Genomic DNA, 25,238 nt, shown 5'->3' with positions numbered 1-25,238 from the left:
CTGCCGTGCACGCCGGACACACCAGCCCGTCACGAACGCGCCGAACATCGGTCACGGCGCTCCACCACACAGCCCGCCGGTCACACCGACCGATCCGCAGATCGGCGCGCATCCGTGGCCATGACGGAGCGGCCATCCGCGCCGAGATGTATGTCAGCGGGGATCGCCCGGCCGGACGGCCCGCTGACGCACACCTCGGCGCGGTCTCTGCGGCAGACCTCACGGCAGACCTCTGCGACCGAGCGCGGAGCCGGGATCCACTCGTGGTCGCACCCGCGACACGAGTGGGTGCTGCCCGCTCGGTCGGGTTCGTGTCGGCCTCCGCGCGGCGAGCTAGAGGTCACGAGTCGAGACTGCATTCCCGGTCGGGCACGTGCGGTGCGGGAGCAGGCGCGAGGCCTGTCTGCTCCCGCCGGGTACGTGCCGGTTCCGCTCGGTGAGTGAGGGCCCGAAGTCAGAGCTGCCGCCTGGTGGGGTGGCCGGCGGTCTCTGCGTGCGAGGGCACGTGGCCCGGTCGGGTGTGTACCGGCCCGCTCCTGGCGAACGAGGCGTGCGCAGGGTGCGCGGGACGTGCCGCGGCCCAGCGCCGGGGCGCAGCACGAAGGTGGCCGAGCGCCACCGGGGTACGGGCAGTACTAAGGCGGTCGAGCGCCACCGGCCAGGGCGGCACGCAGGTGGCGGAGCGCCATCGGGGCACGCCGGGAATCCGGGGCGGGCACCGCGACACCCGGCACCCCGGAGCGGGTGTCAGGACCGGAGATCGGCCCCCACGGCCTGTTCGATGCCGGTGAACCCGTCGGCACGTACCAGTGCCGCGAGCTCACGGTGCAGCCGCGACGGCCACAGCAGCCCGCCGTAGACGAAACCCGTGTAGGCCTGAACCAGCGCGGCGCCGGCCCGGATCCGCAGGTAGGCCTCGGCGGCGTCGTCGATGCCCCCGACCGAGATCACGACCTGGTCGTCGGTGAGGCGGGTGCGCAACCGGCGCAGGACAGAACGGGCCGCGTCCCGCAGCGGGGGACCCGACAGGCCACCGGCGCCGGCGGCGGCGACCTCCGCTGCCGAGGTCTGCAGGCCGTCCCGGGAGACCGTGGTGTTCGTGGCGACGACGCCGTCGAGCCCCAGCTGCACCGCGAGGTCGGCGACGGCGTCGACGTCGGCGTCGGCCAGGTCGACGGTGATCTTCACGAGCAGCGGGACCCTGCGGTCCGGGGCGACCCGGTCCAGCTCCTCCCGGACCGCCCGCAGCAACGGTTCCAGCACGTCGACCTGCTGCAGGTCCCGCAGGCCCGGGGTGTTCGGGGAGCTGACGTTGACCACGACGTAGTCCGCGTAGGCGCCCAGCGCGGCCGCGCTCGCCCGGTAGTCCTGCACGGCCTCGTCGGCCGGCACGACCTTGCTCTTGCCGATGTTCACCCCGAGCACCGGCATCCCCGGCACCGTCCGCGCACGCAACGCGGCGAGCCGGGGGGCGACGGCCGCGGCGCCGGCGTTGTTGAAACCCATCCGGTTGACCAGCGCGCGGTCCTGGACGAGCCGGAACAACCGGGGTGCCGGGTTACCCGGCTGCGGGCGCCCGGTCACGGTGCCGATCTCCACCGCCCCGAAACCGAGGCGGCCCAGGGCGAGCACCCCCTCGGCGTCCTTGTCGAACCCGGCGGCCATGCCGAGCGGCCCGGCGAGATCGAGACCGAGCACCCGGGTGCGCAGCACCGGATCGGTCGTCACCAGACGCTCGGCGGTGCGCTCCCCGACGACCGGTGCGCCGCCGAGCGCCCGGACGACCCCGAAGCCCATCCGGTGGGCGGGCTCGGACGGCAGGTGCCGGAGGACGGTGCGCATCAGGACGTCGTACATGCGCCCATTCTCCCAGGTGCGCTCACTGGTCCCCGCGGGACAGCCCCAACTGGTCGAGCATGCGCCGGTCCCGTTTCGTCGGACGCCCGGCGCCCCGGTCCCGGCGGGCGAACACCGGGGCCTCGCCGCGGGGCGGCTCCGGCGGGGTGTGGTCGACGTAGCACTCCTGCGCGATCGGTGCCCCGACCCGCTTCTCGATCACCCGGGAGACCTCGACGATCCGGTTCCGGTCGTACACCCGGGCCCGCACGGTGTCGCCGACCCGGACCGGCGCGGCCGGCTTCACCGGGCGGTCGTTGACCCGGACGTGCCCGCCGCGGCAGGCGGTCGCGGCGTCGGCGCGCGTCTTGGCCAGGCGTACCGACCACAGCCACCGGTCCACGCGGGTCGCGTCCATCCGGTCATCGTGCCACCGCCGCGGACACGGCCGCAGCGCCCGCGGCCGGCTCAGTAGTGAGTGGCGCCCGGTGTCCCGCCGCCGGCGGCGACGGCGTCGCCGTTGACCGCGACCGAGCGGGGCGAGCAGAGGAACGCGATGACGTCGGCGACCTCGGCCGCGGTGGTGATGCGGCCGATCGTCGTCGTCGCACCCAGTTCGGCGCGGGCCTGCTCGGTGGTGGTGCCGGCCGCGGCGGCGCGGTCCGCGAGGACGCCGGGGGTCCGTTCGGTCTCGGTGATCCCGGGATGCACGACGGTGACGTTGACCCCCTGCGGCCCGAGCTCGGCGGCGAGCGCCGCGGTCATCGACGCGACGGCGACGTTGCGCACCGAGCCCACCAGCGACGCCGGCTTGCGCGCGTTCAGCCCGCTCACGTTCACGATCCGGCCCCAGCCCTGCGCCGTCATCAGGGGTGCGACGGCACGGGCACAGCGCAGGTAGCCGAGGACCTTCGTCTCGAACTCGGCCCGCACCACGTCGTCGGTGGTGGAGCCGAGATCCGACGGCACCCCGGAGCTCGCCGGCCGGGCCGCGGCGTTGACCAGTACGTCCACCCCGCCGAAGGTCTCCGCGACGGTCCGGACGGCGGCGCGTACGGCCGCGTCGTCGGTCGTGTCCGCCGGTACCGCCAGCACCTGCGCACCGGTCCGTTCGCGGAGCCCGGCCGCGGCGGCCCCGAGCGCGTCCGGGTCCCGGGCCAGCACCGCGACCCTGGCGCCCTCGGTCGCGAGCACCCGGGCCGTGGCGAGCCCGATCCCGCGGCTCCCACCGGTCACGATCGCCCGCCGTCCACCCAGTTGCAGATCCATGCCGACCACCGTGCCGTACGACCGGCGGAGCGTGCCGTTTACGCTGCGTACGTGGCCGAGCCGATCGACTCCGTCCTCGTGGTGTTCAACCCGGGGAGCACCGGCAACGCCGACGCGCTCGCCCGCGAACTGCGCGACGACCTCGCAGCCGTCCGTCCCCAGCTCCCGGTGGAGCTGCGGCCCACCGAGTACGCGGGGCACGCCCGGGAGATCGCCCGGGACGCGGCGTCCGGGCCGGGGCACCCGCTGGTCGTCTCGGCCAGCGGCGACGGCGGCTACAACGAGGTCGTCAACGGCATCCTCGACGTGCCCGACACCCGGGCCGCCGCGGCGGTGCTCGCGGCCGGAAACGCCAACGACCACCGCCGGGTCACCGCGCGGCGCCCGCTGGCCGAGGCGATCGTGGGCGACGAGCCGGAGCGGATGGACGTCCTGGAGCTGCGCCGCGGCGACCTGCCCCCGCACCACGCGCACTCCTACATCGGGTTCGGGCTGACCCCGGTCGTCGCCCTGCAGATCGAGAAGGGCGGCAAGGGTTCGCTGCGCGAGGTCGTCAGCACCGTGCGGTCGTTCTGGGCGTTCACCCCGTTCGAGATCGAGTTCTCGACCGGGAGCCGCCGCCGGATCGACAACCTGGTGTTCGCCAACATCGGCGAGATGGCCAAGGTCGCCGAGGTGAGCGAGGACAGCCGCCCGGACGACGGCCTGTTCGAGGTCGTGCTGCTCGAACACCGCCCGAAGTGGCGGCAGCTGGGGATCGCGGTGAAGGCGGCGCTGTTCGGGCTGGGCCGCCAGCCCTCGACCCGCGAGTTCCGGTTCACCGCGTGCGGGCCGATGCCGGTGCAGATCGACGGCGAGATCGACGACGTCGAGGCCGGGACCGAGGTCCGCGTCCGGTGCCTCCCGGGGGCGTTGCGCGTCCTGCGCTGAGCGCCGGCGTCCTCAGGCGGGCGCGAGCGAGAACTCGACGACGCCGAGCGTGCCGTCCGGGCCGAACGACGCCCGGACCGTGGCGCCGGGCCGGATCGGGACCGGCGCCGTCGTCGTCCCGGTCGTGACGAGGGTGCCGGCCCCGAGGCGCACACCGTGCTCGGGCAGGGCGTCGGCGAGCCAGGCCAGCGCGGTCCACGGGTCACCGAGGACAGCCGCCCCGCTGCCGTGCGCGCCGTTCTCACCGTCGGCGGTCGTGACCTGCAGCGCCGTCGGGGTCGAGGCGAGGTCCAGGCCGGCGCCCCTGGCGATCTCCGGGCCGAGCACGAAGCGCCCGGCGCACGCGGCGTCGGCCAGCAGCGACGGCGCACCGGCCGCGGCGAAGTCGTCGAACCGCGACTCGGGCAGCTCCACCGCGCAGTGCACCGCACCGACCGCGGCCCGCAGCTCGTCCGGCCCGGCCCCGGGACCGACCGGGGAGCGCAGCAGGAAGGCGAACTCCGCCTCGGCGACCGCCATGTGCGGTGCGTCGGCCGGGACGACGTCGCCGGGCGCGTGCCGGAACCGCTCGAACAGCAGGCCGGGCAGCGGGGCGTCCACCCCGATGTGCGCCTGACCGGCCGCCGACGTCGCCGCCAGCTTCCAGCCGTAGGACGCCCCGGCCCGCTCGGACAGGCGCTGCTGCGCCGCGAAGCCCTCGGCCGGGGTCCGCGGCCGCAGCAGCTCGGGCAGTGCGGCGATCCGCTCACCGGTCGTCCACGCCTGCCACAGCGCGCCCGCGGTCCCGTCCGCACGGACCAGGTCGACGGCGGACGGGGCGACGGCGCCGTCCGCCGCGGAGCGCTCGGGATCACCCTGTGCTGTCATCGGTGGTGGATACTGCCAGGTCACCCGCCCCGCCGGGCCAGCACCTGCGCGACCCGGCGGACCCGGTCGTCGGCCAGCGCGTCGTCGAGGTCGACCGGCAGCGGGATCCGCCAGTTCGGGTACTCGTCGACGGTGCCCGGGAGGTTCGGCTGGCGGACCTCGCCGAGCACGTCGTAGAGCGAGGCCAGCACGATCCGCGACGGCGCGGAGGCCAGCAGCGCGTGCATCGCGACGACGATCGTGTCCTCGTCGGTCTCGTCCGGCGAGTCCAGCAGGCCCTCCGCGGTGAGCAGCGCGAGCAGCTCGTCGCGCTCCGCACCGGCCTTCGCCTCCTCGGCCGCCGGGTCGTCGAGCAGGCCGAGCTCGGCGCGCGCCCGGACGTGCTCGCCGCGCAGGAAACCGGGTGCGGTGGGGAGGTCGTGCGTTGAGACGGTCGCGACGGAGCGCTCCGGCCAGCGCCGCGGCGGGCGCAGCGGGCCGTCGTCGCCACCGGTCACCGGGTCGGGGTCACGGGAGAACCACAGCACGGTCGACCCGAGCAGGTTCCGCTCGGCCATGTCCTCGCGGATCCGCGGGATCACCGTGCCCAGGTCCTCGCCGACGACGAGCGCCCGCGCCCGGTGCGCCTCCAGGAGCAGGACGGCGAGCATCGCGTCCGCGTCGTAGTGCACGTAGGTGCCGCGGTCCGGGCTCGCACCGGACGGCACCCACCACAGCCGCCACAGGCCCATCACGTGGTCGATCCGCAGCCCGTCGGCGTGCGCGAGCAGTGCCCTGGTCATGTCGCCGAACGCGGCGTACCCGGTGTCGGCGAGCCGGTCCGGGCGCCACGGCGGGAGACCCCAGCTCTGCCCCTGCTGGCTGAACGCGTCCGGCGGGGCGCCGACCGTCGCGTCCAGGGCCAGCACGTCCTGCAGCATCCAGGCGTCGGCGCCCTCCGGGTCGCAGCCGACGGCCAGGTCGTGGATCACGCCGACCGGCATCCCGGCCTCCCGCGCGGCGGTGCGGACGTCCGCCAGCTGGGCCTGGGTCCGGCGCTGCACCCAGGAGTGGAAGGCGATCCGCGGCGCCAGCTCGCGCCGGGCGGCGGCGATCCCGGCGCCGTCCGGGCGGCGCAGCCCCTCCGGCCACAGCGACCAGCGGCCGCCGTACCGCTCGGCGAGCGCGCAGTAGGTCGCGAAGTCGTGCAGGTCCGCCGCGTCGGGGCCGGGGACGCCGTCCGAGCTGCCCGCGTCGCGCCACAACGCCTCGAGCGCCGCGCGCTTCGCCGCCCAGACCCGGTCGTGGGCGATCCGGTCACCCGTCGTCTCCGGCCGCAGGGCGTCGACCTCGGCCCGGGTGGCCGGCGCGGCGTCGCGGTAGGCGGGCAGATCGGTGATCCGCAGGGCGAGCGGCGTGGAGTAGCGCCGTGACGACGGCGTGTACGGCGACGGCTGCACCGCTGGCACCGGCGTGATCGCGTGCAGCGGGTTGAGCAGCACCGCCCCCGCGCCGTGCCCGCCCCGGATCAGCGTGGTCAGGTCACCGAGGTCGCCGATGCCCCAGGACGCCGACGAGTGCAGCGCGTAGAGCTGGAGCATCCAGCCCCAGGTCCGCGGCGGGTCGGGCAGCCCGGGCGGCGCCACGATCACGGCGGACCGCCTGGCGTCGGTCTCCAGCAGGTAGCGGCCGGGGGTGAGGCCGGCGGGCAGCGATCCGTCCACATCGGATCCGGTACCGGCGGCGTTACCGTCGGTGGCGGTGAGCCGGCCGCGCCTGGGCACCGGCCGGGACCGGTCCGAGCGCAGCCCGATGGTCGGCGGCAGCGCCCCGGCGGACGCCCGCTGCCGGGCCCCGGCCAGCGCGACCCGCTCGGCCCCCGGTCCGGAGACGTCGACCTCCAGCAGGCCGAGCACATCGCGGACCACCGCGGCGTCGATCCGTCGCTCGGTGCGCGAGCCGTCCAGGTACGAGGTCGCGACGCCGTGCGCGTCGGCGATCTCGGCGAGTTCGGGGGACACCGGGTCGCTGGTCATACCGGTAGATCCTGGTGGATCCGGCGGTCCGCGGCCCGTCCGGTGTGGCGTACCGCCCGCGGGTCGGCGTCGACACGCGGGCCGGGTTCGCTCCACCCCGGTCGGGCGGTGATCGGTGCTACGGTGCGTCGCCGGATGCGCCGACCGGGTCACGGCCCTGCCGGGCCGCGGCCGAGGCGGCGCGCCGGACCTTCGCAGGGCCGTCCGTCGTCGTCGCGCCCGGTTCGTCCGTTCCGGCAGGAGGATCTCCAGGTGTCGACGTGGGCCCCGCTGGGGCTGTTGGTGGTGGTGCTGGTGGCCGTCGGGATCGCAGCGTTCCTGCGGTGGGGGCGGAACCGGGACGGGCACCCGAGTACACGGGACGACACTCCGCCACGCACCGTGGCCGATCTCGTCGACCGCCGGGCCCGCGGGCTGGACGACGGCCGTCGCCGTCCCGCGGCCGGCGAACCGGTCGACCGGCCCACGGCGCCGGACGCCGAGGACCCCGCCGCTGGCCCGGATCCGGACGCGGGCGTGGAACCGGACCCGACGGGCGAGCCGACCGAGCGGATCGGTGCCGTCGCCGCCGACCGGTCGGTGCCGGACCCGTCCACGTCCGGCGACACCTCCGATGACGACGCAGCCGCCGCCGGTGACGCGGAGGACACCGACCGGATCGTGGCCGCCGCGCCGGTCCCGGACACCGACCGGGATCCGGACGGGGAGGCCGACACCGCTCCGGTGACCGAAGCCCCCCTGACCGACGACCCGGTGACCGACGACCCGGACGAGGCCGGCTCGCTGGGCGACACGCACTCGTCGGTACCCGACATCTCCCGGGCGTCCGACGGCGAGCCGACCGACCGCATCCCCGAACTGCGCACCGACGTGCTGCGGGTGACCCCGGACGTGAGCGCCGGACCGGTCGGCCCGCCCTGGTCGCGCGGGTTCAAGGACGGCAAGCCGGTCGAGCCCGTCGAGCGGCCGGCCCCCCGCCGGCCGCGCCCGTCGCCCACAGTGCGGCCGCGGCCGTTCGTGGCCGCTGCGGAGCCGGTCGACCCCGGGCCGGGACCGGACAGCTCCGCACCGGACATCAGCACCCCCGAGCAGGGGGCCCCGGTGACGCACCTGCGTCCGGCGTCCGTGCCGTCGCCGACCCGTTCCGGGGAACCGCGGTCGATCGTCGACGCCCGGTCCGGGATCTCCGACGACACCGCCGAGGTCTCCGACGCGGGCCCGGTCGACGACCCGGCCCGGCCGGTGGACCCCGACGGGCCTGCCGGTCCGGACGGGCCCGCCGATGCCGACGGGGCCGCTGCTGACGACGCCCCGGTCGCGGACGGCGAACGGTCCGCCGATGTGACCGGGCCGACGGCCATCGCGGCGACCGGCACCGCCGTCGGGACCGGCACCGACACCGCCGACGCGACCGACGCCGACTCCGCCGATGGAACCGGCACCGCGCTCGGGACCGACACCGCGGAGGGGACCGACACCGCGGAGGAGACCGACACCGCGGACGAGACCGGCGCGACTGCCGCGGCCGACGGTTCCGACGCGACCGACGGCTCCGAAGCGGCCGACACCGCTCTCGCCGACGACCCGGCTCCGGCCGACCAGGCCCACGCCGACGCCGACGCCGCCCCGGACGCCGACGGCGTCGTGGCCGCCGGGGCCGCCGGTGTACTCGGTGCGACGGCTGTGGCCGGGGCGGCCGCGAGCCGCACGGGCAGCGGATCCGACACCCCGGACGAGGCCGCCCGGCCCACCGCGACGGGCCCCGGTGACCCGGACACCACGGAGCCCGGCACCGACCTCCCGGCGGACCGTCCGGCGGCCGAGGTCGAGGTCGACGAGATCGCCGGATCGGAGCGGCCGTCCCGGACCCCGACGGTGCCGCAGCAGATCGACTTCGGGCAGGGGGCGGCCGCGGCGTCGAGGTCCGAGGCCCGCAACCCGGTCGATCCCGACCTGGTCCGCCGCGTGACGAGCGCGCCGGCCGACCGGCGGACCCCGCGCGGTGCTGCGTCGCCGGACACCGAGCGGGAGTTCCGCGAGGCCCGCGACCGGATGGGCGTGCCGCAGGGCTGGTCCGGGCGGGTCCCGGAGAAGCAGGGCGGGCCCGGCTCCGAGCGCTCCGTCCCGATCGGCCTCGTGACCGGCGGTACCCGGTTCCGCGACACCGAGGACGGCCAGGAGCCGCCACCGCGCCCGGCGCCCCGGGTGCTGCGCTCGGCCCGCCCCGCGCCGCCGCCCCCGGCCGACCCCGAGGACGTCGACACCGGTTCCGGGGTCGATCTCGGCCTCGGCGCGGGACCCGGCCCGGCTCCCCGGCGGGCCCCGGAGCCCGCCGCCCCGGGAACGGATCCCGCGGCGACCGGTGACGCGAGCCGGCCGGGCACCGGACCGGGCGAGGACGCCCGGGCCGACGACACGCAGGCCGGGCCACCGGAGGAGAACCGCACCGTGGACAGCACCGCAACCCCGGCCGCCGGCACCGACCGGGACGGGGCCATCGCGCTCACCGTCCAGCGGCCCGCTCCGGCGCCGGCCGCCGTCGTCCCGGGGACCGCGCCGCGGGACGTCGAGATCCGGGTGCTCGACCCGGAGGGCCTGCCGCTGACCGGCGCCCGGGTCGACGTCCGGGACCGGTCGGGTGCCCCGGCCGGGACCGCGCTCACCGGTGCCGACGGCGTCGCCCGGATCCCGGTCCCGGGGGCCGGCGACTTCGTCGTCGTCGCCACCCAGCACGGTCACCGGCCGGGGGTCGCCGCGTGCGCCGTCGGGGACCTCCCGGAGGGCGTCGTGCTGCGGCTGAGCCGCTCCGCCGCCGTCCACGGCCGGGTCACGGATTCCGGCGGCGCACCGGCTGCGGACCTCGCCGTGACCCTGCTCCAGGACGGCGAGCAGGTCGCGGACACGCGCAGCGACGCCGACGGGGCGTTCCGGCTGCCGGACCTCGACCCGGGCCGGTACCGGCTGACGGCCGGCTCGGCCGGGGTGGACGTCGAGGTGACCGCCGGGGCGGATCTCGAACAGGACGTGACCGGGTCGTGACGCCCGGGCCGGACGTGCAGGGCCGGTTGCCCGGTGTCGGAGGAGTGGAACTCTTCTGGCAGGGCTGGCTGCCCGACGCCGATCCGGCCGGTGTCCTGCTGGTCAGCCACGGGATAGGCGAGCACTCCGGGCGCTACGGCCGGGTCGTCGACGCCGTGCGCCCGGACGGCTGGGCGGTGTACGGGCTCGACCACCGCGGGCACGGCCGGTCCGGCGGGGCCCGGGTGCACGTCCGGCGCTACGACGACCTGCTGCAGGACTTCGAGACCTTCCGCCGGGAGGTCGTCGGCCGGCATCCCGGGGTGCCGGTGTACCTGCTCGGGCACAGCCTGGGCGGGCAGATCGCGCTCGCGTACGCCCTGCGGCACCAGGACCGGCTCGCCGGCCTCGTGCTGTCGGCGCCCGCGCTGGCGTCCGACGTCGTGCCGGCCCCGCTGGTCCCGGTGCTGTCACTCGTCGCGCGGGTGCTCCCGGCTCTGCGCCCGGTCGGGATCGACGTCTCCGCGCTCAGCTCGGCCCCGGCCGTCGTCGCCGCGTACGAGGCCGACCCGCTGGTCCACCACGGGAAGCCGACCCTGGCGCTGGGCGCGGCGATCTACACGCAGATGGACCGGCTGCCCCGCCGGACGGCCGAGCTGCGGCTACCGGTGCTGGTCCAGCACGGCACCGCGGACCGGCTCACCGATCCGGCCGGGACCCGCAGGTTCGCCGAGTCCAGCGGCTCCGCCGACACCACGGTGCGCTGGTACGAGGGCCTCTGGCACGAGCTGTACAACGAGCCGGCCGGGCAGGGCCCGCTCGGCGACCTGCGGGAGTGGCTGGCCGCGCACCGCGACGCCGTCCGCCGCACGGACTGACCCTCCGCGGCCCGACCTGCCGGACACCCCGTGGTGGTGGGATCGTGGTCGGCACCGGATGCAGGAGAGGGTGGCGCGCAGGGTGGACGAGAGCCGGCAGGCAGCGGCGCAGGACGCCGTCGCCGTGAACGACCTGCTGCGGACCGTCGACTGGGCGGGGACCCCGCTGGGACCCCGGGCGGGCTGGGACCGCGAGCTGGAGGACACCGTCCGGTTCATGCTGGAGAGCCGGCACCCGCTGGTGACCTGGTGGGGACCGGATCTCGTGCTGCTCTACAACGACGAGTTCGCCGCGCACGCGGGCCTGCGGCACCCGTCGGCGTTCGGGCGGCCGCTGCGCGAGGGCTGGCCGGAGGTGCACACGCACCTGGTCGAGGAGCTCGGCGAGCTGCTGCGGGGCGGCCGGGAGGGACTGTTCCGGTCCGCCGACCGGCTCGTGCTCGACCGCTGGGACCGGCCCGAGACGACCTGGTGGGACTACTCGACCACCCCCGTCCGCGGGCCGCGTGGGCAGGTGCTCGGCCTCATCACCCTGGTCACCGAGGTCACCGAGAACATCACCGGCGCCGCCCGGCTGTCGGTGCTCGCCGCGCTCGGGGAGGTCGCCCGCGACGCCCCGACCCTGGACGTCGCCTCCGAGCGGCTGAACGCGGCGCTCGCCGGTGCCGGGGAGCAGCTCGGCTGCGTGCTGGTGTCCGCGGTCGGGGCCGAGCCCCGGCAGCTGGCCGTGGTCGGGGTCGACGAGCCGCCGGCCGGCTGGCTGCCCGCGGACCGCGGTGCCGACGTCGGGTCCGACACCGAGTTCGTGCGCGTCGACCCGGTCCCGGTGCACGGTCACGACCAGCCGGTCACCGACATCGTCCGCACCGTGCTGCACACCCCGGACGGGGCGACCGGCATCGCCGTCGTCGTGGGTGCGTCGCCGTTGCTGCCGCTGGACGCCGGGTACCGGTCGTTCCTCCGGCTGGTCGCCGGGAACATCGGGACCGTGCTTAGCACGGTCCTGGCCCGGGACCGCGAGCGGGACCGGCGGGCCGACCGCACGACGGCCGAGCGGGCGCGCATCGAGTACTACGCCGGGCTCGGTGACGAGTTCCGCAGCCCGCTGACGCTGGTCCTCGCCCCGCTGGAGCGGCTGCGCGGGCACGCCGACCCCGCGGTGCGCACCGAGGTCGGCCTCGCCCACCGCAACGCCGAGCGGATGCTGAAGCTGGTCGACCGGCTGCTGGACGTGTCGGCCCTGCAGGCGGGGCAGCACGACGGGATGTTCGCCCCGACCGAGCTGGGAGCCACCACCGGCGAGGTGGTCGCGGTGTTCGCGCCGGTGGTCGAACGGGCCGGGCTGTCGCTGACGGTGTCCTGCCCGCCGCTCGGGCGTCCGGTCTGGGTCGACCGCGACGCCTGGGAGAAGATCGTCCTGAACCTGCTGAGCAACGCGCTGAAGTACACGATGACCGGCGGGGTCACCGTCGACCTGTCCCAGGACGGCGAGCAGGTCGTGCTGCGCGTGTCCGACACCGGCGTCGGGATCCCGCCCGGCGAGATCGGCACGGTCTTCGACCGCTTCCACCGGGCGGGCAGCCAGCGCGGCCGGACGAGCGAGGGCAGCGGTCTCGGGCTGCCCCTGATCCGCCAGCTGGTCCGGCTGCACACCGGCAGCATCGGGGTGGCGGCGAACCCCGGCGGCGGCAGCGTGTTCACGGTGCGGCTCCCCCTGGGGTTCGGGCACCTGCCGCAGGACCGGCTGGTGCGGTCCCGGACGGGTGCCCGCTCCACCCCGGCGCTGGCCGCGCCCTACATCACCGAGGCGATGCGCTGGCTGCCCGACCCGGCGGCCGGCGAGCCCGCCGGGGCCGGGGACGCGCCGCGCGGACGCTCGCTGGACGGCTCGGTCGTCGGCGGGCTCGACGTGGACCGCTCGGACCGGGTCCTCGTCGTCGACGACGACCGCGAGATGCGTGGTTACCTGCGTGACCTGCTGTCCGAGAACTGGACGGTGCAGGCCGTCGCGGACGGTGCGGCCGCGCTGGAGGCCGCCCGCACCGATCCGCCCGACCTCGTCGTCGCGGACGCGGGCCTGCCGTCCGGCGGGGGCATCGAACTGCTCCGCGCGCTGCGGTCGGACTCGCGCACGGTCGGCGTCCCGGTGGTGCTGCTGTCCTCGCGGGCGGGCGAGGAGGCGGCCGTCGAGGGCTTCGCCGCCGGCGCGGACGACTACCTGGTCCGTCCGTTCTCGGCCCGCGAGCTGCTCGCCCGGGTCACCAACCACCTGCAGCTCGGCCGGGTCCGGCGGGCGGCCGAACTCCAGTTCCGGGCGATGGCCGACTCGACGCCGGCGCTGATCTGGGTCGACGACCCGGGCGGGCACCGGCTGTTCGTCAACCGGGGCTGGCTGGACTTCACCGGGCTCGACGACCCGTCGCACGAGCTGGGCCTGGACTGGCGCCGCCGGATCCATCCCGACGACCGCGAGCGCTACCGGTCGGTGACCTCCGCCGCGGTGCGCGCGCACGCCCCGTTCGAGGTCGAGTACCGGTTGCTGGACCGGGCCGGCCGGTACCGGTGGGTGCTCGACCGCGGTGCCCCGGTCCGCGACGGCGAGCGGTCCGCCGGGTACGTCGGTGGCTGCCTGGACATCGACGTGCAGCATCGCGAGCAGCGGCGGCACCGGATCTACTCCGAGGTCGCGGAGTCCCTGGAGCGGGAGATCACCCGTACCGGGCGCACCGACCAGCTGGTCCGCGCGGTCGTCGACGACCGGCTGGCGGACATCGCACTCGTGCACGACGCCGACCCCGCGGACCCCGCCGGGACGCTCGCGGTGGCGGCGGACCCGGCGGCGCTGGAGCCGTCGCTGTGGCGGCTGGGCCCGCTGGCTCCGGTCGACGAGCGGATCGGGCGGCCGGAGATCGTCGGGCCGGACCGGCTGGACGAGGTGCTCGGCCGGCTCCCGACGCCGCAGCGCCGGGCCTGGGAACGGTTGCGCGCCCGCTCGGCGATGATCGTCCCGCTGCCGGCCCGCGGCCGGACCAGCGCCGTGCTGACGGTGGTCCGCACCGAGCCGGCCGACCCCTACACCGCCGACGACCTGGACCTGCTGTCGGAGATCGGGCGCCGGGCCGGGCTGGCCGTGGACAACGCCCGGCTGCTGGAACAGGAGCGGTCCACGGCGCAGCGGCTGGGCCTGCTGCACCGGGCCACGGCGAAGATGTCGGCCGCCGCCACCGCGGGCGAGGTCTCGGCCATCGCCGCCGACCACATCGTCGACCTGCTCGACGCGGACTTCGCCGGGGTCTGGGAGGTGCGTGGCCCGTGGCTGCGCGCGCTCACCGGGCACGGCTGGGACCAGGAGCTGTGGCGTCGTGCCGGGCGGATCGCGGTGGACGCGCCGATGGCGTTCGCCGAGGTGCTCGCGGAACGCCGGCCGATGTGGTTCCCGTCGGCCCGGGAGTGGGCGGCCCGGTTCCCGGCCCAGATCGGCGTCGTCCCCGACCACGCCCAGACGATCGGCGTCCTCCCGCTGGTCGCCGGCGGCCGGGCGCTGGGCGTGCTGGCGGTGTCCATGCTGACCGAGCGCCGGCTGTCGGCGGCCGACCGGGAGGCCGCGGTCGGTGTCGCCGAGCTGGCGGCGCAGGCGCTCGACCGGGCGTCCATGCTGGACGCCGAGACCCAGGCCCGGCGCAGCGCCGAGCGGCTGGGTGCGGTCGCGACCGGCCTGGCCCGGGCGACCGACCTGGAGTCCGTCGCGGAGGTCGTGGTCGAGCACGGCCGCAGCTCCGTCGGCGCCGAGGCGGTGGCGTTGCTCGTCGTCGGGGAGCAGGGCACGCTCACGTCGCTGCGCGAGGCGGGCTGGTCGCCCGGCGGGGCGCGGTTCCCGGCCCCGGACCGCAACCATCCGCTGGTCCGGGCCGTGACCGGCGGGGAACCGATCTGGAACGCCGACACGACCGGCTCCGCAGGCCATCCGGTGCACACCGCGGTCCCGCTGATGGTCGCGGCCCGGCCGATCGGCGTGATCGGCCTGCGGTTCCCGCACGAGCCCTCGTTCGGCCCGGAGCAGCAGAGCTTCATCCGGACGCTGGCGAACCAGTGCGCGCAGGCCATCGTGCGGGCCCAGCTGCACCAGGCCGAGCACGAGGTCGCGGTGACCCTGCAGCGCAGCCTGCTCCCGCAGCGGCTGCCCGAGATCGAGCGACTGTCGCTGGCCACCCGGTACCGCCCCGGCACCCAGGGGACCGAGGCCGGGGGCGACTGGTTCGACGTGCTCGAACTCGACGACGGCGTGGTCGCACTCGTGGTCGGCGACGTCGTCGGCCGTGGCCCCGCGGCGGCCGCCGTCATGGGGCAGCTCCGCAGCGCGGTCGCGGCGAACCTGGTCAACGGGCAGCCGCCGGCCGGTGCGCTCGAGCAGCTCGACCAGTACGCGCTGCGGGTCAGCGGTGCGACCGCCAGCACCGTCGCGATCGCCGCCATCGACACGCTGTCCGGGGAGTTGCGCTACGCCAGCGCCGGGCACCCGCCGCCGCTGGTCGCGGGGGCCGGTGGCGTGCGGATGCTGGCGGAGGGCCGGGGGGTGCCGCTGGGCATCTCCGGCCGTCCGCCGTTCGCCGAGGCGTCCGCCCGGATGGAGCCGGGCGAGACGATCCTGCTGTGTTCCGACGGGCTGTTCGAGCGACGCCACGAGGTGATCGACGACGGTCTGGCCCGGCTCGCCGGTGCCTTCGGCGACCTCGCCGGGTCGCAGCCCCGGGACATGGCCGACACGCTGCTGAACCGGATGTCGGAGGGCTCCTCGGTGCCGGACGACACCGTGGTCGTCGTTGCCCGGCTGATGCCGGCGCCGCTGCGGGTCGCGATCGAGGCGGACCCCAAGCGGCTGGCCCCGCTGCGCCGGGCCGTCGGCGGGTGGGCCGACATGTGCGGGATGGGCCCGGACGCCGCCAGTGACCTGCAGCTGACCGTCGGCGAGGCGGTCACGAACTCGATCGAGCACGCCTACGCCGACGCCGAGGACACCTCGGCCGGCGTCGAGGTGGAGCTGGCGCTCACCGCCGACGGGGCGGTGACCGTGCGGGTCACCGACGGCGGGACCTGGCGGCCCCCCGCCGCCGACCCCGGCTACCGCGGGCGCGGGATCGCGCTCATCCGCGAGCTCGGCGAGGACGTGCACGTGGACTCCTCCGAGGCCGGAACCGTCGTCCGGTTCCGGCTGCCCGCCAGCCCGGTCGAGATCGGCACCCCCGGCGCCGGGCCGCCGGTGGAGTTCGTCGCCGGTGAGGCCGACCGCGGTCCCGCCGGCTCGGGCGGCCCCGGCGGCGCGAGCACGCCCGAGGACGACACCCGCCCGGCGGCGACCCGGCTGCGGGCCGTCCCGGACGCGTACGGGGTCCGGCTGACGATCGTCGGGGACCTCGATCTCGACGGGGTGTCGGCGGTCCGGGACCCGCTGATGGAGCACCTCGACCGCGGGGTACCGATCACGCTGAACCTGGCCGCGGACGCGTTCGTCAGCAGTGCCGGGATCGCGCTGCTGTCCGAGGCGGCCCGCCGGATGCGGACCGACGGCATGGCGCTGACGCTCGTCGCACCGGCCGGCAGCCAGGCGCGGCGCTCGCTGGTGCTGTCCGGTTTGGACACGGTGATCGGGATGTCCGACGACACCTGACCGGGATGTGACGACGAACACGCAGGTCGGAGCGGTTGTCCGGACAAGGCGTCCAGGGCTCCCGATCACCGGACCGGATGTTGTACGAACCCGGTCCGATGTGGTGACATCGTGGGTATGGGCCAGGCCGCGAATCTCGGACCCCTCTGGGGCACCCGTCGCGCCGACCATTTCGATCAGGGCTGTCGCGCGAGCTGAGGATTCCGTCCCCGCTCGTCCGACATCGCACCTGGAGTACCGATCGTGTCCGCACCCGTCCGTGCATCCCGCTCCCTCGCCCCGGCCGCACCGCGCCCGGCGTCGTTGCACGCCCGCCCCGTCACCGCCCCCACCCCGTACGGCCTGGACGACCTGCAGGACCTAACCCGTGAGATCGCCGCCGATGTCCGGGCCGGGCGGCACGAGGTCGTCATCGACCCCGACAGCCGCTGGTACCGGCTGCTGCGCAGCGACGGCCTGGTCGACGTGTGGCTGATCAGCTGGGCCACCGAGCAGATCGCCGAGCTGCACGACCACGCCGGATCACTCGGCGCGCTGAGCGTCGTGTCCGGGACCCTGACCGAGCGCCGGTGGAGCGGCCCGTCCGGGCTGCGGACCCGCACGCTCCGGCACGGCCGCGGCGCCGGGTTCCCGCTCGGCCACGTCCACGACGTCGCGAACACCGCGGACGAGCCCGCGGTGAGCGTGCACGCCTACTCGCCGCCGCTCTCGGCGATGTCGTACTACTCGGTCGAGGAGGTCGGCCCGACGGACGTCCCCGGCGCCGCCCCCGGCGTCCGGCGGCTGCGCCGGGTCCGCACCGAGCTCGTCGAGCCGGGTCAGGGCGTCGGATGAGCCGGTCCGTCGGTGACCTGCTCGCCGCGGCGCGGGACCGGCTCGACCGGCCGGACCCGCAGCGGGCCGCGGCGCTGGCCGCGGCGGGAGCACACCTCGTCGACACCCGTCCCGGGTGGCAGCGGGTGGAGGAGGGGGCGGTCCCCGGGGCGCTGGTGATCGAGCGCAACCACCTGGAGTGGCGGCTCGACCCGGCGTCGGACGCCCGGATCCCGGAGGCGGTCGACCACGACGTCGCGTGGATCCTGTTCTGCTCCGAGGGGTACAGCTCCAGCCTCGCCGCGGCGTCGCTGCAGGACCTCGGTCTGCACCGGGCCACCGACCTGGACGGCGGTTTCCGGGCGTGGGCCGCCGCCGGCCTGCCCACCGAGGAGGGCCGGGACGGCCCGACGGACGCGACCCGGCCGCCGCTGCACCGGTCCACCTGAGTCCGGCCCGCGCACGCGTTGAACGCGGGCTCCGGCGCGTGCCAGCATCGGTCCATGGTCGCCGAGGTCCCTGCCCGCCCGCGACGTTTCCGCAGCTCACCGGTGCGGGCGGCGCGGATCGCCGGTCCGCTCGGCGTCGTCGCCGGGGTCCGCGGGACCGATCACGGACTGGTGGACGAGATCGGCCGCCGGATGCTGACCCGGGACGAGACGGGCGCCGCCCTGGCCCGCGCGATGGGCCGGGGCCACGACGACCCGGACCGGGTCACGATGCGGGCGCTTGCACCGGGCACTCGCCGCCGGGGCCGCTCCGCCCGACGCGCCGCCCGCGTTGCGGGACCTCCTGGCGGCGGTCACCCCCGACCCTGCCTGGCTGGACCGGGACCTGGCCGAACGGGGGGCCCGGGCCTACCGCAGGCTCGGACGCAGCCGGGACGACGTCCTGCTCGGGCTGTCGCTGATCGGTGGCTACCGCTTCGGCGGGCCGACCGAGCTGCTGGTCCGGACGGGCGGGCTCAGCGGCCCCGGGGCGATGCGCCGCCTGGCCGAGACCCAGGCTTGGGCGTTCGCGGTGAGCCGGCCCGGTGGCATGCGTCCCGGCGCCGACGGCTGGCGGGCGACCCTGCACGTGCGCGCGATGCACGCGCTCGTCGCGAACCGGTTCGAGGACCGCCACGACGTCGCGACCCACGGTCTCCCGATCAACCAGGCCGACGCGGCCGCGACCCTCGGGCTGTTCAACAGCACGGCGTTGCTCGGCTGCCGGTTGCTGGGCCGCCCGGTCACCCGTGCCGAGAGCCGCGCGGTCATGCACCTCTGGCGCTACGTCGGATGGCTGCTGGGGGTCGACGAGGACTGGCTGTTCGACGACGAGCGCGCCCAGAACAGGTTCAACCACCACGTGCTGCTGGCCCAGGGTGACGTCACGCCGAACGGCGCCGCGCTGGCCGGTGCGCTGGTCGAGGGCCTGCGGTCCGAGCGCACCGGCGGCCGGCTCGACCGGCTGCGCGGAGCGTGGGAACGGCGGCGGCTGCTGAGCCTGCTGCGGGTGTTCCTGCGTGCCGAGGGCCTGCGTGACCTGGGGCTCCCGGTGACGCTGCCGTGGGCGGTGCCGGCCCAGGTGGTGCGCAACCTCGTCGAGGCCGTGCTGGTGTCCCGGACCCGCCGCGGCCGGCGACTGCTGGAGCGGTGGTCCGACCGCCGGGTGCAGGCCGATCTCGCCCGCCGGTTCGGGCCGGACCGCCCGGGGCCACGGGCCCTGGCGATCTGACGGAGCGGCCGTCGCGCGGCGACCTCGCCCGCGCCGGGGCCCGGCTCAGGTGAAGGCGCTGAACCCGGTCACGTCCCGGCCGACGATCAGGGTCTGCATCGTCTCCGTCCCCTCGAAGGTGTGGATGGCCTCGATGTCGGCCCAGTGCCGCACCACGTGGTGCTCCAGCAGGATGCCGTTGCCGCCGAGGAGGTCGCGCGCCTCGGACAGGATCGAACGGGCGGTGCGCGTGTTGTGCATCTTCGCCAGCCCGGCGACCGTCGGCGAGAGCTTCCCGGCCTCGGCCAGGCGCGCGGTCTGCATGCAGTACAGCTGCATGCCGGTGAGATCGGCGAGCATCCGGACCAGCCGTTCCTGCACGATCTGGAAGCTCGCCAGCGGACGGCCGAACTGCTCGCGCTCCGTCGCGTAGCGCAGGGCCGCCTCGTAACCGGCGGTGGCGTGCCCGAGTGCCATCCAGGCGCAGGTGGAGCGGGTGGTGGCGAGGACGGCGGCGCAGTCGGCGAAGGTGCGCGCCTTCGCGAGGCGGTTCTCGTCCGGCACCCGGACCCGGTCCAGCGTGATGTCGGCCTGCCACAGCGCACGCAGCGACACCTTGCCCGGGATCACGGTGGCGGAGTAGCCCTCGGCGGGGGTCTCGACGACGAAGCCGAGCACGTCGCCGCTGTCGGTGTCCCGGGCCCAGACGACCACCAGGTCGGCGACGGTGCCGTTGCCGATCCAGCGCTTCGTCCCGCGCAGGATCCAGTGGTCACCGTCGCGGGTGGCGGTCGTCTCCAGGGCGACCGAGTCCGAGCCGTGGTCCGGCTCGGTCAGGGCGAACGCACCGGTCCGTTCCAGGGCCGACATGGACGGCAGCCAGCGCGCCCGCTGCTCGTCGGAACCGCACATGTCGATCGCCTTCATGGCGAGTCCGGCGTGGACACCGAGGAAGGTGCCCAGCGAGCCGTCACCGCGGTGCAGCTCCATGTGGACCAGGCCGAGGGCGAGCGGGCTCATCGCGGCCGCGCCGTACCCCTGGATGTCCTCACCGACGATCCCGAGCCCGGGGAGCCTGCGGAACAGGTGCCAGGGCAGCTCGGCCCGTTCCCAGTAGTCGTTGATGTCGGTGAGGACCTCGGTGTCGACGAACCGGCGGACGTCGGTGAACCGCTGCCACTGCTCGTCGGTGAACTGGTCGCGCACCGAGAAGAAGTCGGTGCCCAGCGCCTCGCCCAGCTCGGTGTACGGAGTGGTGCTCACGGGACTCCTCGCGGTCGGCTCGGGGATCCTCACATCTTCCCGCGCGATCCGCCGACCGTGGACCTCAGGAGATGACCAGACAGAACGGCTGCCCGATCGGATCCAGGAACACCCGGAAGCTGTCCGGGCCGGGCTGCACGTCGTGCTTGCGGGCGCCGAGCGCGAGCACCGCGGCCTCCCCGGCGTCGAGATCGGGCACGTTCAGGTCGATGTGCGCGCGCTGCGGGTGCTCCTGGCCGGGCCACTCCGGCGGGACGTAGGTCCCCTCGGAGATCTTCTGGAACGCCAGGGTCGCACCGGCGCCGCCGGCGTCGAACTCCACCCAGTCGTCGTGCCGCTGGGGGGCGAGGGGCCAGCCGGTGATCCGGGAGTAGAAGCGGGTGAGCTCCACCGGGTCCGGGCAGTCGATGGCGATGAGGGCGAAGGTGGCCACGGGGGCGGTGGACTCGCCGGTCACGTCACGTGCGTCGTCGGGCATGGGAGCAGTGTGCACGGCACCCCCGACGTTTTCCGTGACCTTTTCCGGGATCGGCGCCTACGCTCTCCCGGTGTGAGCCGTGCCCTCACCGAACGCGAGTCCGCCGTGCTGACGGCGATGATCGAGCGGGGCGAGCCGTTCGATCCCGACCCACGGCTCGACGGTGCCGCCCGCCGGTCCTGGCTGCAGCGGGTGCCGGCGACCCGGGCCGGGGCCCGCTGTGGCTGCGGGGCCTGCCCGTCGATCGCGCTCCTCGCCGTGGACCGGGAGGGGCCGTACCCGTCCGGGCGGCGGGTGGTGCTGACCGCGCACGTCCCGGGGGCGCTGCTCCTGCTCGTCCTCGACGACGGGCAGCCCGTCGAGCTCGAGCTCGCCCCGGCCGGTGACATGCGGTTCCCCGAGTTCCCGCCGGTCGGCGAGATCCGGTTCGGCTGAGCGGGATCAGGCGGGCGGCGGCAGCTCGTCGATGGCCCGTTCCACGCGCTGCACCGACACCGGGTGCCGGGTCCGGATGGGGTGCGCGTAGAGCGAGACCCGCAGCTCCTCGATCATCCAGCCGATCTCGCGCAGCGCGGGTGACGGCTCGGTGCCGTCGGCGAGTGCCGCGAGCAGCCCGCGGTACTCGGCCTCGACCGGGGCCATCTCGGCCGTCCACCGGCCGTCCCGGCCCGGGTCGGCGCGCAGCTTGTCCAGGCGTAGGCCGAGGCCCTGCAGGTAGCGTCTGACGTCGCCGAGCCGGGTCGCGCCGCTCGCGGTCACGAAACCGGGGGCGACGAGCCGGTCGGAGATCGCGCGGACGTCGGCCACGCCGTCCCGGGTCGCGGGGCCACGCAGGTCCGCCAGCGCGGCGCCGACGGCGTGCCAGGCCTCCAGGACACCGCGTACGGCGTCCAGGACCTGCAGCGTCGTCGCCGGCAGCCGCATCCGGAGCAGCTCGGCCAGCCGGGCGAACCGGGCCTCGTCGAACGGGTCCCCGCCGCCCCGGGCGACGAGATGGTCGGCGGCGGCCGTCGTGCAGTCCGCCAGCAGCGCGTCCAGCGAGCCGTGCGGGTTGCGGGCCAGCGCCAGCCGGGTCCGGCTGTCCAGGCCGCGCTGCACCTGCTTACCGGGATCCGGGGTCGCCAGCAGCAGCAACCGGCGGGCGCCCCGGTGGTGCGCCGGGTCGCGTTCGGCGGCCGTGGAGTGCACGTGGACGTCCACGCTCGTCCCACGGTCGCGCAGGCCCGGGTAACCGGTGACGACGTGCGTCCCGCGCCGGATCGGGAGTTCCCGGGGGAGCTCGCCGATCGTCCACGCGGTGAGCCCGGTGGCCTCGATGCCGGTGCCGGCGGCGGCCAGCTCCTCGCGCACCTTCGGTGCCAGCCGGTGCCGCAGCCGGCCCAGGTCGGTGTCGCGGGCGAGCTCGGTCCCGGCCTCGTCGAGCACCCGGAACGTGACGGTGAGGTGGTCGGGCAGCCGGTCCAGCTCCCAGTCCGAGCGCTGGATCTCGACGTTGCGCATCCGGCCCAGTTCCAGCTCCAGGACGTCGAGCAGCGGCCGGGCCGGGCCGCCGTCCGGGGTCTGCGCGTGCAGCCGTCCCAGCACGGCCCGCGCGTGGTCCGGGGCCGGGGAGAAGTTGCGGCGCAGGTTCCGCGGCAGCGTCCGGATCAGCGCGGTCACCAGCTCCTCGCGCAGGCCGGGCACCTGCCAGGTGAACGGTGTCGGGTCCACCTGGTGCAGCGCGGCGACCGGCACGTCGACCGTCACGCCGTCGGTCTGCTGCCCGGGTTCGAAGGCGTAGGACAGCGGCAGTGTCAGCCCGCCCGCGGCCAGGTGGTCGGGGTAGTGCGAACGGTCGACCTGCTGCGCGGCCTCGGTCCGCAGCATCTCCTCGGTGAAGTCGAGCAGGCCGGCGTCCTGCCGCGACGCCTTCTTCCACCACCGGTCGAAGTGCTTGCCGGAGACGACGTCGCCCGGGACCCGCTCGTCGTAGAAGGCGAACAGCGTGTCCTCGTCGACGACGAGACCGCGGCGGCGTGCGCGGTGCTCCAGCTCCTCGGCGTCGTCGAGGAGCTCGCGGTTGGCGTGGAAGAACGGGTGCCGGGTCTCCCAGTCGCCCTCGACGAGTGCGTGCCGCAGGAACAGGTCCCGGCTGACCTCCGGGTCGATCCGGCCGTACGCGACCGTCCGGTCGGCCACCAGCGCCAGCCCGTGCAGGGTGACCCGCTCGGTCGCCACGGCGCTCGCCCGCTTGCGTGACCAGCGCGGTTCCGAATATGTCTTCTTGACGAGATGTTCGGCGAGGGGCTCGATCCACTCCGGCTGCACCGGCGCGACGGTGCGCGCCCAGAGCCTCGTGGTCTCGACGAGCTCGGCCGCCATGACCCAGCGCGGCGGCTTCTTGGCGATGCCGGAGCCGGGCCAGATCGCGAACCGCGCGCCGCGGGCCCCGAGGTAGTCCTTGGGCCCCTTGCGCTCCTTCTTCCCGTCCTTGCGGGCGCCCGGCCCGCTGTCCGTCGCGTCCTGCATCCCGACCTGGGAGAGCAGCCCGGCGAGCAGGGACTGGTGGATGCGGTCGGCGTGGGCGGCCCAGTCGGGGCTGGACTCCCCGGGGGTCATGCCCGAGCTGCGCGCCGCCTGCCGGAGCTGGCCGTGCAGGTCCCACCACTCGCGCACCCGCAGGTAGTGCAGGAAGTCCTCGCGCAGCTCGCGGCGGAACCTGCTGCCGCTCAACGCGTCCCGGCGCTCGGTGAGGTGGTCCCACAGCCGGAGGTAGGCCAGGAAGTCCGACCCGTCGACGGCGAAGCGCCGGTGCCGCTCGTCGGCCGCCTGGCGCTGCTCGGTGGGGCGCTCCCGCGGATCCTGCACGCTCAGCGCGGCCGTGATGACCAGCATCTCGCGCAGGCAGCCGTTGCGGTCCGCCTCCACCAGCATCCGGCCCAGCCGCGGGTCCACCGGCAGCCGGGACAGCGAGTACCCGACCGGGGTGAGCGAGCGGCGGTCCGGGCGGAGCGCGCCGAGCTCGTGCAGCAGGTCGAGGCCGTCGGCGATCGAGCGGCGGTCCGGCGGCTCGACGAACGGGAACTCGGCGATCTCCCCGAGGTCCAGCGCGATCATCTGCAGGACGACCGAGGCGAGGTTGGTCCGCAGGATCTCCGGGTCGGTGAACTCGGGACGGGCGTCGAAGTCGTCCTCGGCGTAGAGCCGGATGGCGATCCCGTCCGAAGTACGCCCGCAGCGGCCGGACCGCTGGTTCGCCGAGGCCTGCGAGATCTTCTCGATCGGCAGCCGCTGCACCTTCAGGCGGCGCGAGTAGCGGGAGATCCGGGCGGTGCCGGTGTCGACGACGTAGCGGATGCCGGGGACGGTCAGCGACGTCTCGGCGACGTTCGTCGCGAGCACCACCCGGTTCCCGGCGTGCGCCTGCCAGACCCGCTGCTGCTCGGCCGTCGACAACCGGGCGTAGAGCGGGAGGATCTCGGTGTTGCGCAGGTTGCGGCGTTCCAGCGCCTCGGCGGCCTCGCGGATCTCGCGCTCGCCGGGCAGGAAGACCAGCACGTCGCCGGGGCCCTCGCGCTGCAGCTCGACGACGGCGTCACCGATCGCGTCGTCGAGCCGGCGGTCCGGGTCGGCGTCCGAGTCGTCCGGGTCGACGACCGGCCGGTACCGCACCTCGACCGGGTACGTCCGGCCGGAGACCTCGACGATCGGCGCCGGGTCCCGCTCGCCGCCGAAGTGCCGGGCGAAGCGCTCGGGATCGATCGTCGCCGAGGTGATGATCACCTTGAGGTCGGGACGGCGGGGCAGCAGCCGGGTCAGGTACCCGAGGATGAAGTCGATGTTGAGGCTGCGCTCGTGCGCCTCGTCGATGATCAGCGTGTCGTAGGCGCGCAGGTCCTTGTCGCCGGCGAGCTCGGCGAGCAGGATGCCGTCGGTCATCAGCTTGACCATGGTCGAGTCGCCGACCTGGTCGGTGAAGCGGACCTTCCAGCCGATCAGCTCCCCGAGCTCCACGCCCAGCTCGTCGGCGATCCGCGCGGCGACGGTGCGGGCGGCGAGCCGCCGTGGCTGGGTGTGGCCGATCATCCCGTGCAGACCACGGCCCAGCTCCAGGCAGATCTTCGGCAGCTGGGTGGTCTTCCCGGAGCCGGTCTCCCCGGCCACGATGACGACCTGGTTGTCCCGGATCGCGGCGGCGATGTCGTCGCGCCGGGCGGAGACCGGGAGGATCTCGGGGTAGGAGATCCGCGGCGGCGCATCCCCGCTCGTGCCGCTCGTGCCGGTGGCCGCTGCGAGGGCGGCGCGGCGGCTCTCCACGCGGGCCGCCCGTCGGCTCTGGGCGCGCGTCACGGTGCCGGGGGCCGCCGGATCGGCGGGTGCCCGGCCGGTGGGCTCTGCGCCACCGTGGGCGCTGCGGGCAGGGGCACTGCCGCCGGGTGCAGCACTTTCGGGTGCAGCACTGTCGGGCGCAGCGCCGTCGGGCGCAGCGCCGGGGGGACCGTCGCGGTCGGGGCCGCGACGGCCGGGCT

The 25,238-nt window shown here is 75.7% G+C and carries 16 protein-coding genes; 8 read left to right on the top strand and 8 right to left on the bottom strand.

What is annotated here, in order from left to right; translation table 11 throughout:
- Window positions 1-747: 747 nt before the first annotated feature.
- The 3 genes from AFB00_RS08325 to AFB00_RS08315 are packed head-to-tail and all read right to left on the bottom strand — an operon-like array spanning window position 748 to window position 3,105.
- Window positions 748-1,857 (bottom strand): quinone-dependent dihydroorotate dehydrogenase, encoded by a 1,110-nt coding sequence (locus tag AFB00_RS08325; protein WP_068796752.1) that lies wholly within the window; start codon window positions 1,855-1,857, stop codon window positions 748-750.
- Between the two features lie 22 nt (window positions 1,858-1,879).
- On the bottom strand, window positions 1,880-2,254 hold the full coding sequence (locus AFB00_RS08320; protein ID WP_068796751.1) for an RNA-binding S4 domain-containing protein: 375 nt from the start codon (window positions 2,252-2,254) through the stop codon (window positions 1,880-1,882).
- A 50-nt stretch (window positions 2,255-2,304) separates the two neighbouring features.
- On the bottom strand, window positions 2,305-3,105 hold the full coding sequence (locus tag AFB00_RS08315) for an SDR family NAD(P)-dependent oxidoreductase (protein WP_068800120.1): 801 nt from the start codon (window positions 3,103-3,105) through the stop codon (window positions 2,305-2,307).
- Window positions 3,106-3,156: 51 nt separating this feature from the next.
- On the opposite strand from AFB00_RS08315, the gene AFB00_RS08310 reads away from it, so the two are divergent.
- Window positions 3,157-4,035: a diacylglycerol/lipid kinase family protein gene (locus tag AFB00_RS08310; protein ID WP_068796750.1), complete on the top strand. Its 879-nt coding sequence runs from the start codon at window positions 3,157-3,159 to the stop codon at window positions 4,033-4,035.
- 12 nt (window positions 4,036-4,047) lie between these two features.
- Here the strand turns inward: AFB00_RS08310 and AFB00_RS08305 are convergent, their stop codons facing one another.
- Both AFB00_RS08305 and malQ read right to left on the bottom strand, forming a co-directional pair.
- Entirely contained in the window at window positions 4,048-4,902 is an 855-nt protein-coding gene (locus AFB00_RS08305) for a 2-keto-4-pentenoate hydratase (RefSeq protein WP_197519794.1), read from the bottom strand.
- Window positions 4,903-4,922: 20 nt separating this feature from the next.
- Complete coding sequence (malQ, locus tag AFB00_RS08300) at window positions 4,923-6,917, bottom strand: 4-alpha-glucanotransferase (protein ID WP_068796749.1); 1,995 nt, start codon at window positions 6,915-6,917, stop codon at window positions 4,923-4,925.
- 252 nt (window positions 6,918-7,169) lie between these two features.
- Between malQ and AFB00_RS08295 the strand changes: the two genes are divergently transcribed.
- The 6 genes from AFB00_RS08295 (at window position 7,170) to AFB00_RS08270 (ending at window position 19,010) form a co-directional block, all read left to right on the top strand.
- Entirely contained in the window at window positions 7,170-9,956 is a 2,787-nt protein-coding gene (locus AFB00_RS08295) for a carboxypeptidase regulatory-like domain-containing protein (protein ID WP_068796748.1), read from the top strand.
- Window positions 9,953-10,813 carry an alpha/beta hydrolase gene (locus AFB00_RS08290; RefSeq protein ID WP_083275365.1) on the top strand — a complete coding sequence of 287 codons (861 nt, stop codon included), beginning with the start codon at window positions 9,953-9,955 and terminating at the stop codon, window positions 10,811-10,813. Before AFB00_RS08295 ends, AFB00_RS08290 begins: the two co-directional genes overlap by 4 nt.
- Before the next feature lie 82 nt (window positions 10,814-10,895).
- Window positions 10,896-16,478, top strand: a complete 5,583-nt coding sequence (locus AFB00_RS08285) for a SpoIIE family protein phosphatase (RefSeq protein ID WP_068796747.1) — start codon at window positions 10,896-10,898, stop codon at window positions 16,476-16,478.
- Between the two features lie 243 nt (window positions 16,479-16,721).
- On the top strand, window positions 16,722-17,312 hold the full coding sequence (locus tag AFB00_RS08280) for a cysteine dioxygenase (protein ID WP_068796746.1): 591 nt from the start codon (window positions 16,722-16,724) through the stop codon (window positions 17,310-17,312).
- The gene (locus AFB00_RS08275; protein WP_068796745.1) at window positions 17,309-17,740 is read left to right on the top strand and encodes a rhodanese-like domain-containing protein; all 432 of its coding nucleotides are present in this window, start codon (window positions 17,309-17,311) and stop codon (window positions 17,738-17,740) included. The genes AFB00_RS08280 and AFB00_RS08275 overlap by 4 nt, the downstream gene beginning before the upstream one ends.
- 280 nt (window positions 17,741-18,020) lie before the next feature.
- The gene (locus AFB00_RS08270) at window positions 18,021-19,010 is read left to right on the top strand and encodes an oxygenase MpaB family protein (protein ID WP_197519793.1); all 990 of its coding nucleotides are present in this window, start codon (window positions 18,021-18,023) and stop codon (window positions 19,008-19,010) included.
- Window positions 19,011-19,055: 45 nt separating this feature from the next.
- Here AFB00_RS08270 and AFB00_RS08265 read toward each other — a convergent pair whose 3' ends face one another.
- Both AFB00_RS08265 and AFB00_RS08260 read right to left on the bottom strand, forming a co-directional pair.
- Window positions 19,056-20,252: an acyl-CoA dehydrogenase family protein gene (locus AFB00_RS08265; protein WP_068796744.1), complete on the bottom strand. Its 1,197-nt coding sequence runs from the start codon at window positions 20,250-20,252 to the stop codon at window positions 19,056-19,058.
- A 64-nt stretch (window positions 20,253-20,316) separates the two neighbouring features.
- Window positions 20,317-20,730: a VOC family protein gene (locus tag AFB00_RS08260; RefSeq protein ID WP_068796743.1), complete on the bottom strand. Its 414-nt coding sequence runs from the start codon at window positions 20,728-20,730 to the stop codon at window positions 20,317-20,319.
- Window positions 20,731-20,802: 72 nt separating this feature from the next.
- Between AFB00_RS08260 and AFB00_RS08255 the strand changes: the two genes are divergently transcribed.
- A complete protein-coding gene (locus tag AFB00_RS08255) occupies window positions 20,803-21,165 on the top strand; it encodes a hypothetical protein (RefSeq protein ID WP_068796742.1) in 363 nt (120 codons plus the stop codon).
- Between the two features lie 6 nt (window positions 21,166-21,171).
- Here AFB00_RS08255 and hrpA read toward each other — a convergent pair whose 3' ends face one another.
- Window positions 21,172-25,026, bottom strand: a complete 3,855-nt coding sequence (gene hrpA / locus AFB00_RS08250) for an ATP-dependent RNA helicase HrpA (RefSeq protein ID WP_335726561.1) — start codon at window positions 25,024-25,026, stop codon at window positions 21,172-21,174.
- Window positions 25,027-25,238: the final 212 nt, after the last annotated feature.

It is taken from the genome of Pseudonocardia sp. HH130630-07 (assembly GCF_001698125.1).
In the GTDB taxonomy this organism is placed as follows: Bacteria; Actinomycetota; Actinomycetes; order Mycobacteriales; family Pseudonocardiaceae; genus Pseudonocardia.
This window is presented reverse-complemented; position numbering and strand designations above follow the sequence as displayed.

What these genes read in the sequence shown, in the direction of transcription:
- malQ (WP_068796749.1), bottom strand. Translation starts at nt 6,917, where the DNA reads ATGACCAGCGACCCGGTGTCCCCCGAACTCGCCGAGATCGCCGACGCG.
- AFB00_RS08260 (WP_068796743.1), bottom strand. Translation starts at nt 20,730, where the DNA reads ATGCCCGACGACGCACGTGACGTGACCGGCGAGTCCACCGCCCCCGTG.
- AFB00_RS08275 (WP_068796745.1), top strand. Translation starts at nt 17,309, where the DNA reads ATGAGCCGGTCCGTCGGTGACCTGCTCGCCGCGGCGCGGGACCGGCTC.
- AFB00_RS08305 (WP_197519794.1), bottom strand. Translation starts at nt 4,902, where the DNA reads ATGACAGCACAGGGTGATCCCGAGCGCTCCGCGGCGGACGGCGCCGTC.
- AFB00_RS08325 (WP_068796752.1), bottom strand. Translation starts at nt 1,857, where the DNA reads ATGTACGACGTCCTGATGCGCACCGTCCTCCGGCACCTGCCGTCCGAG.
- AFB00_RS08320 (WP_068796751.1), bottom strand. Translation starts at nt 2,254, where the DNA reads ATGGACGCGACCCGCGTGGACCGGTGGCTGTGGTCGGTACGCCTGGCC.
- AFB00_RS08315 (WP_068800120.1), bottom strand. Translation starts at nt 3,105, where the DNA reads ATGGATCTGCAACTGGGTGGACGGCGGGCGATCGTGACCGGTGGGAGC.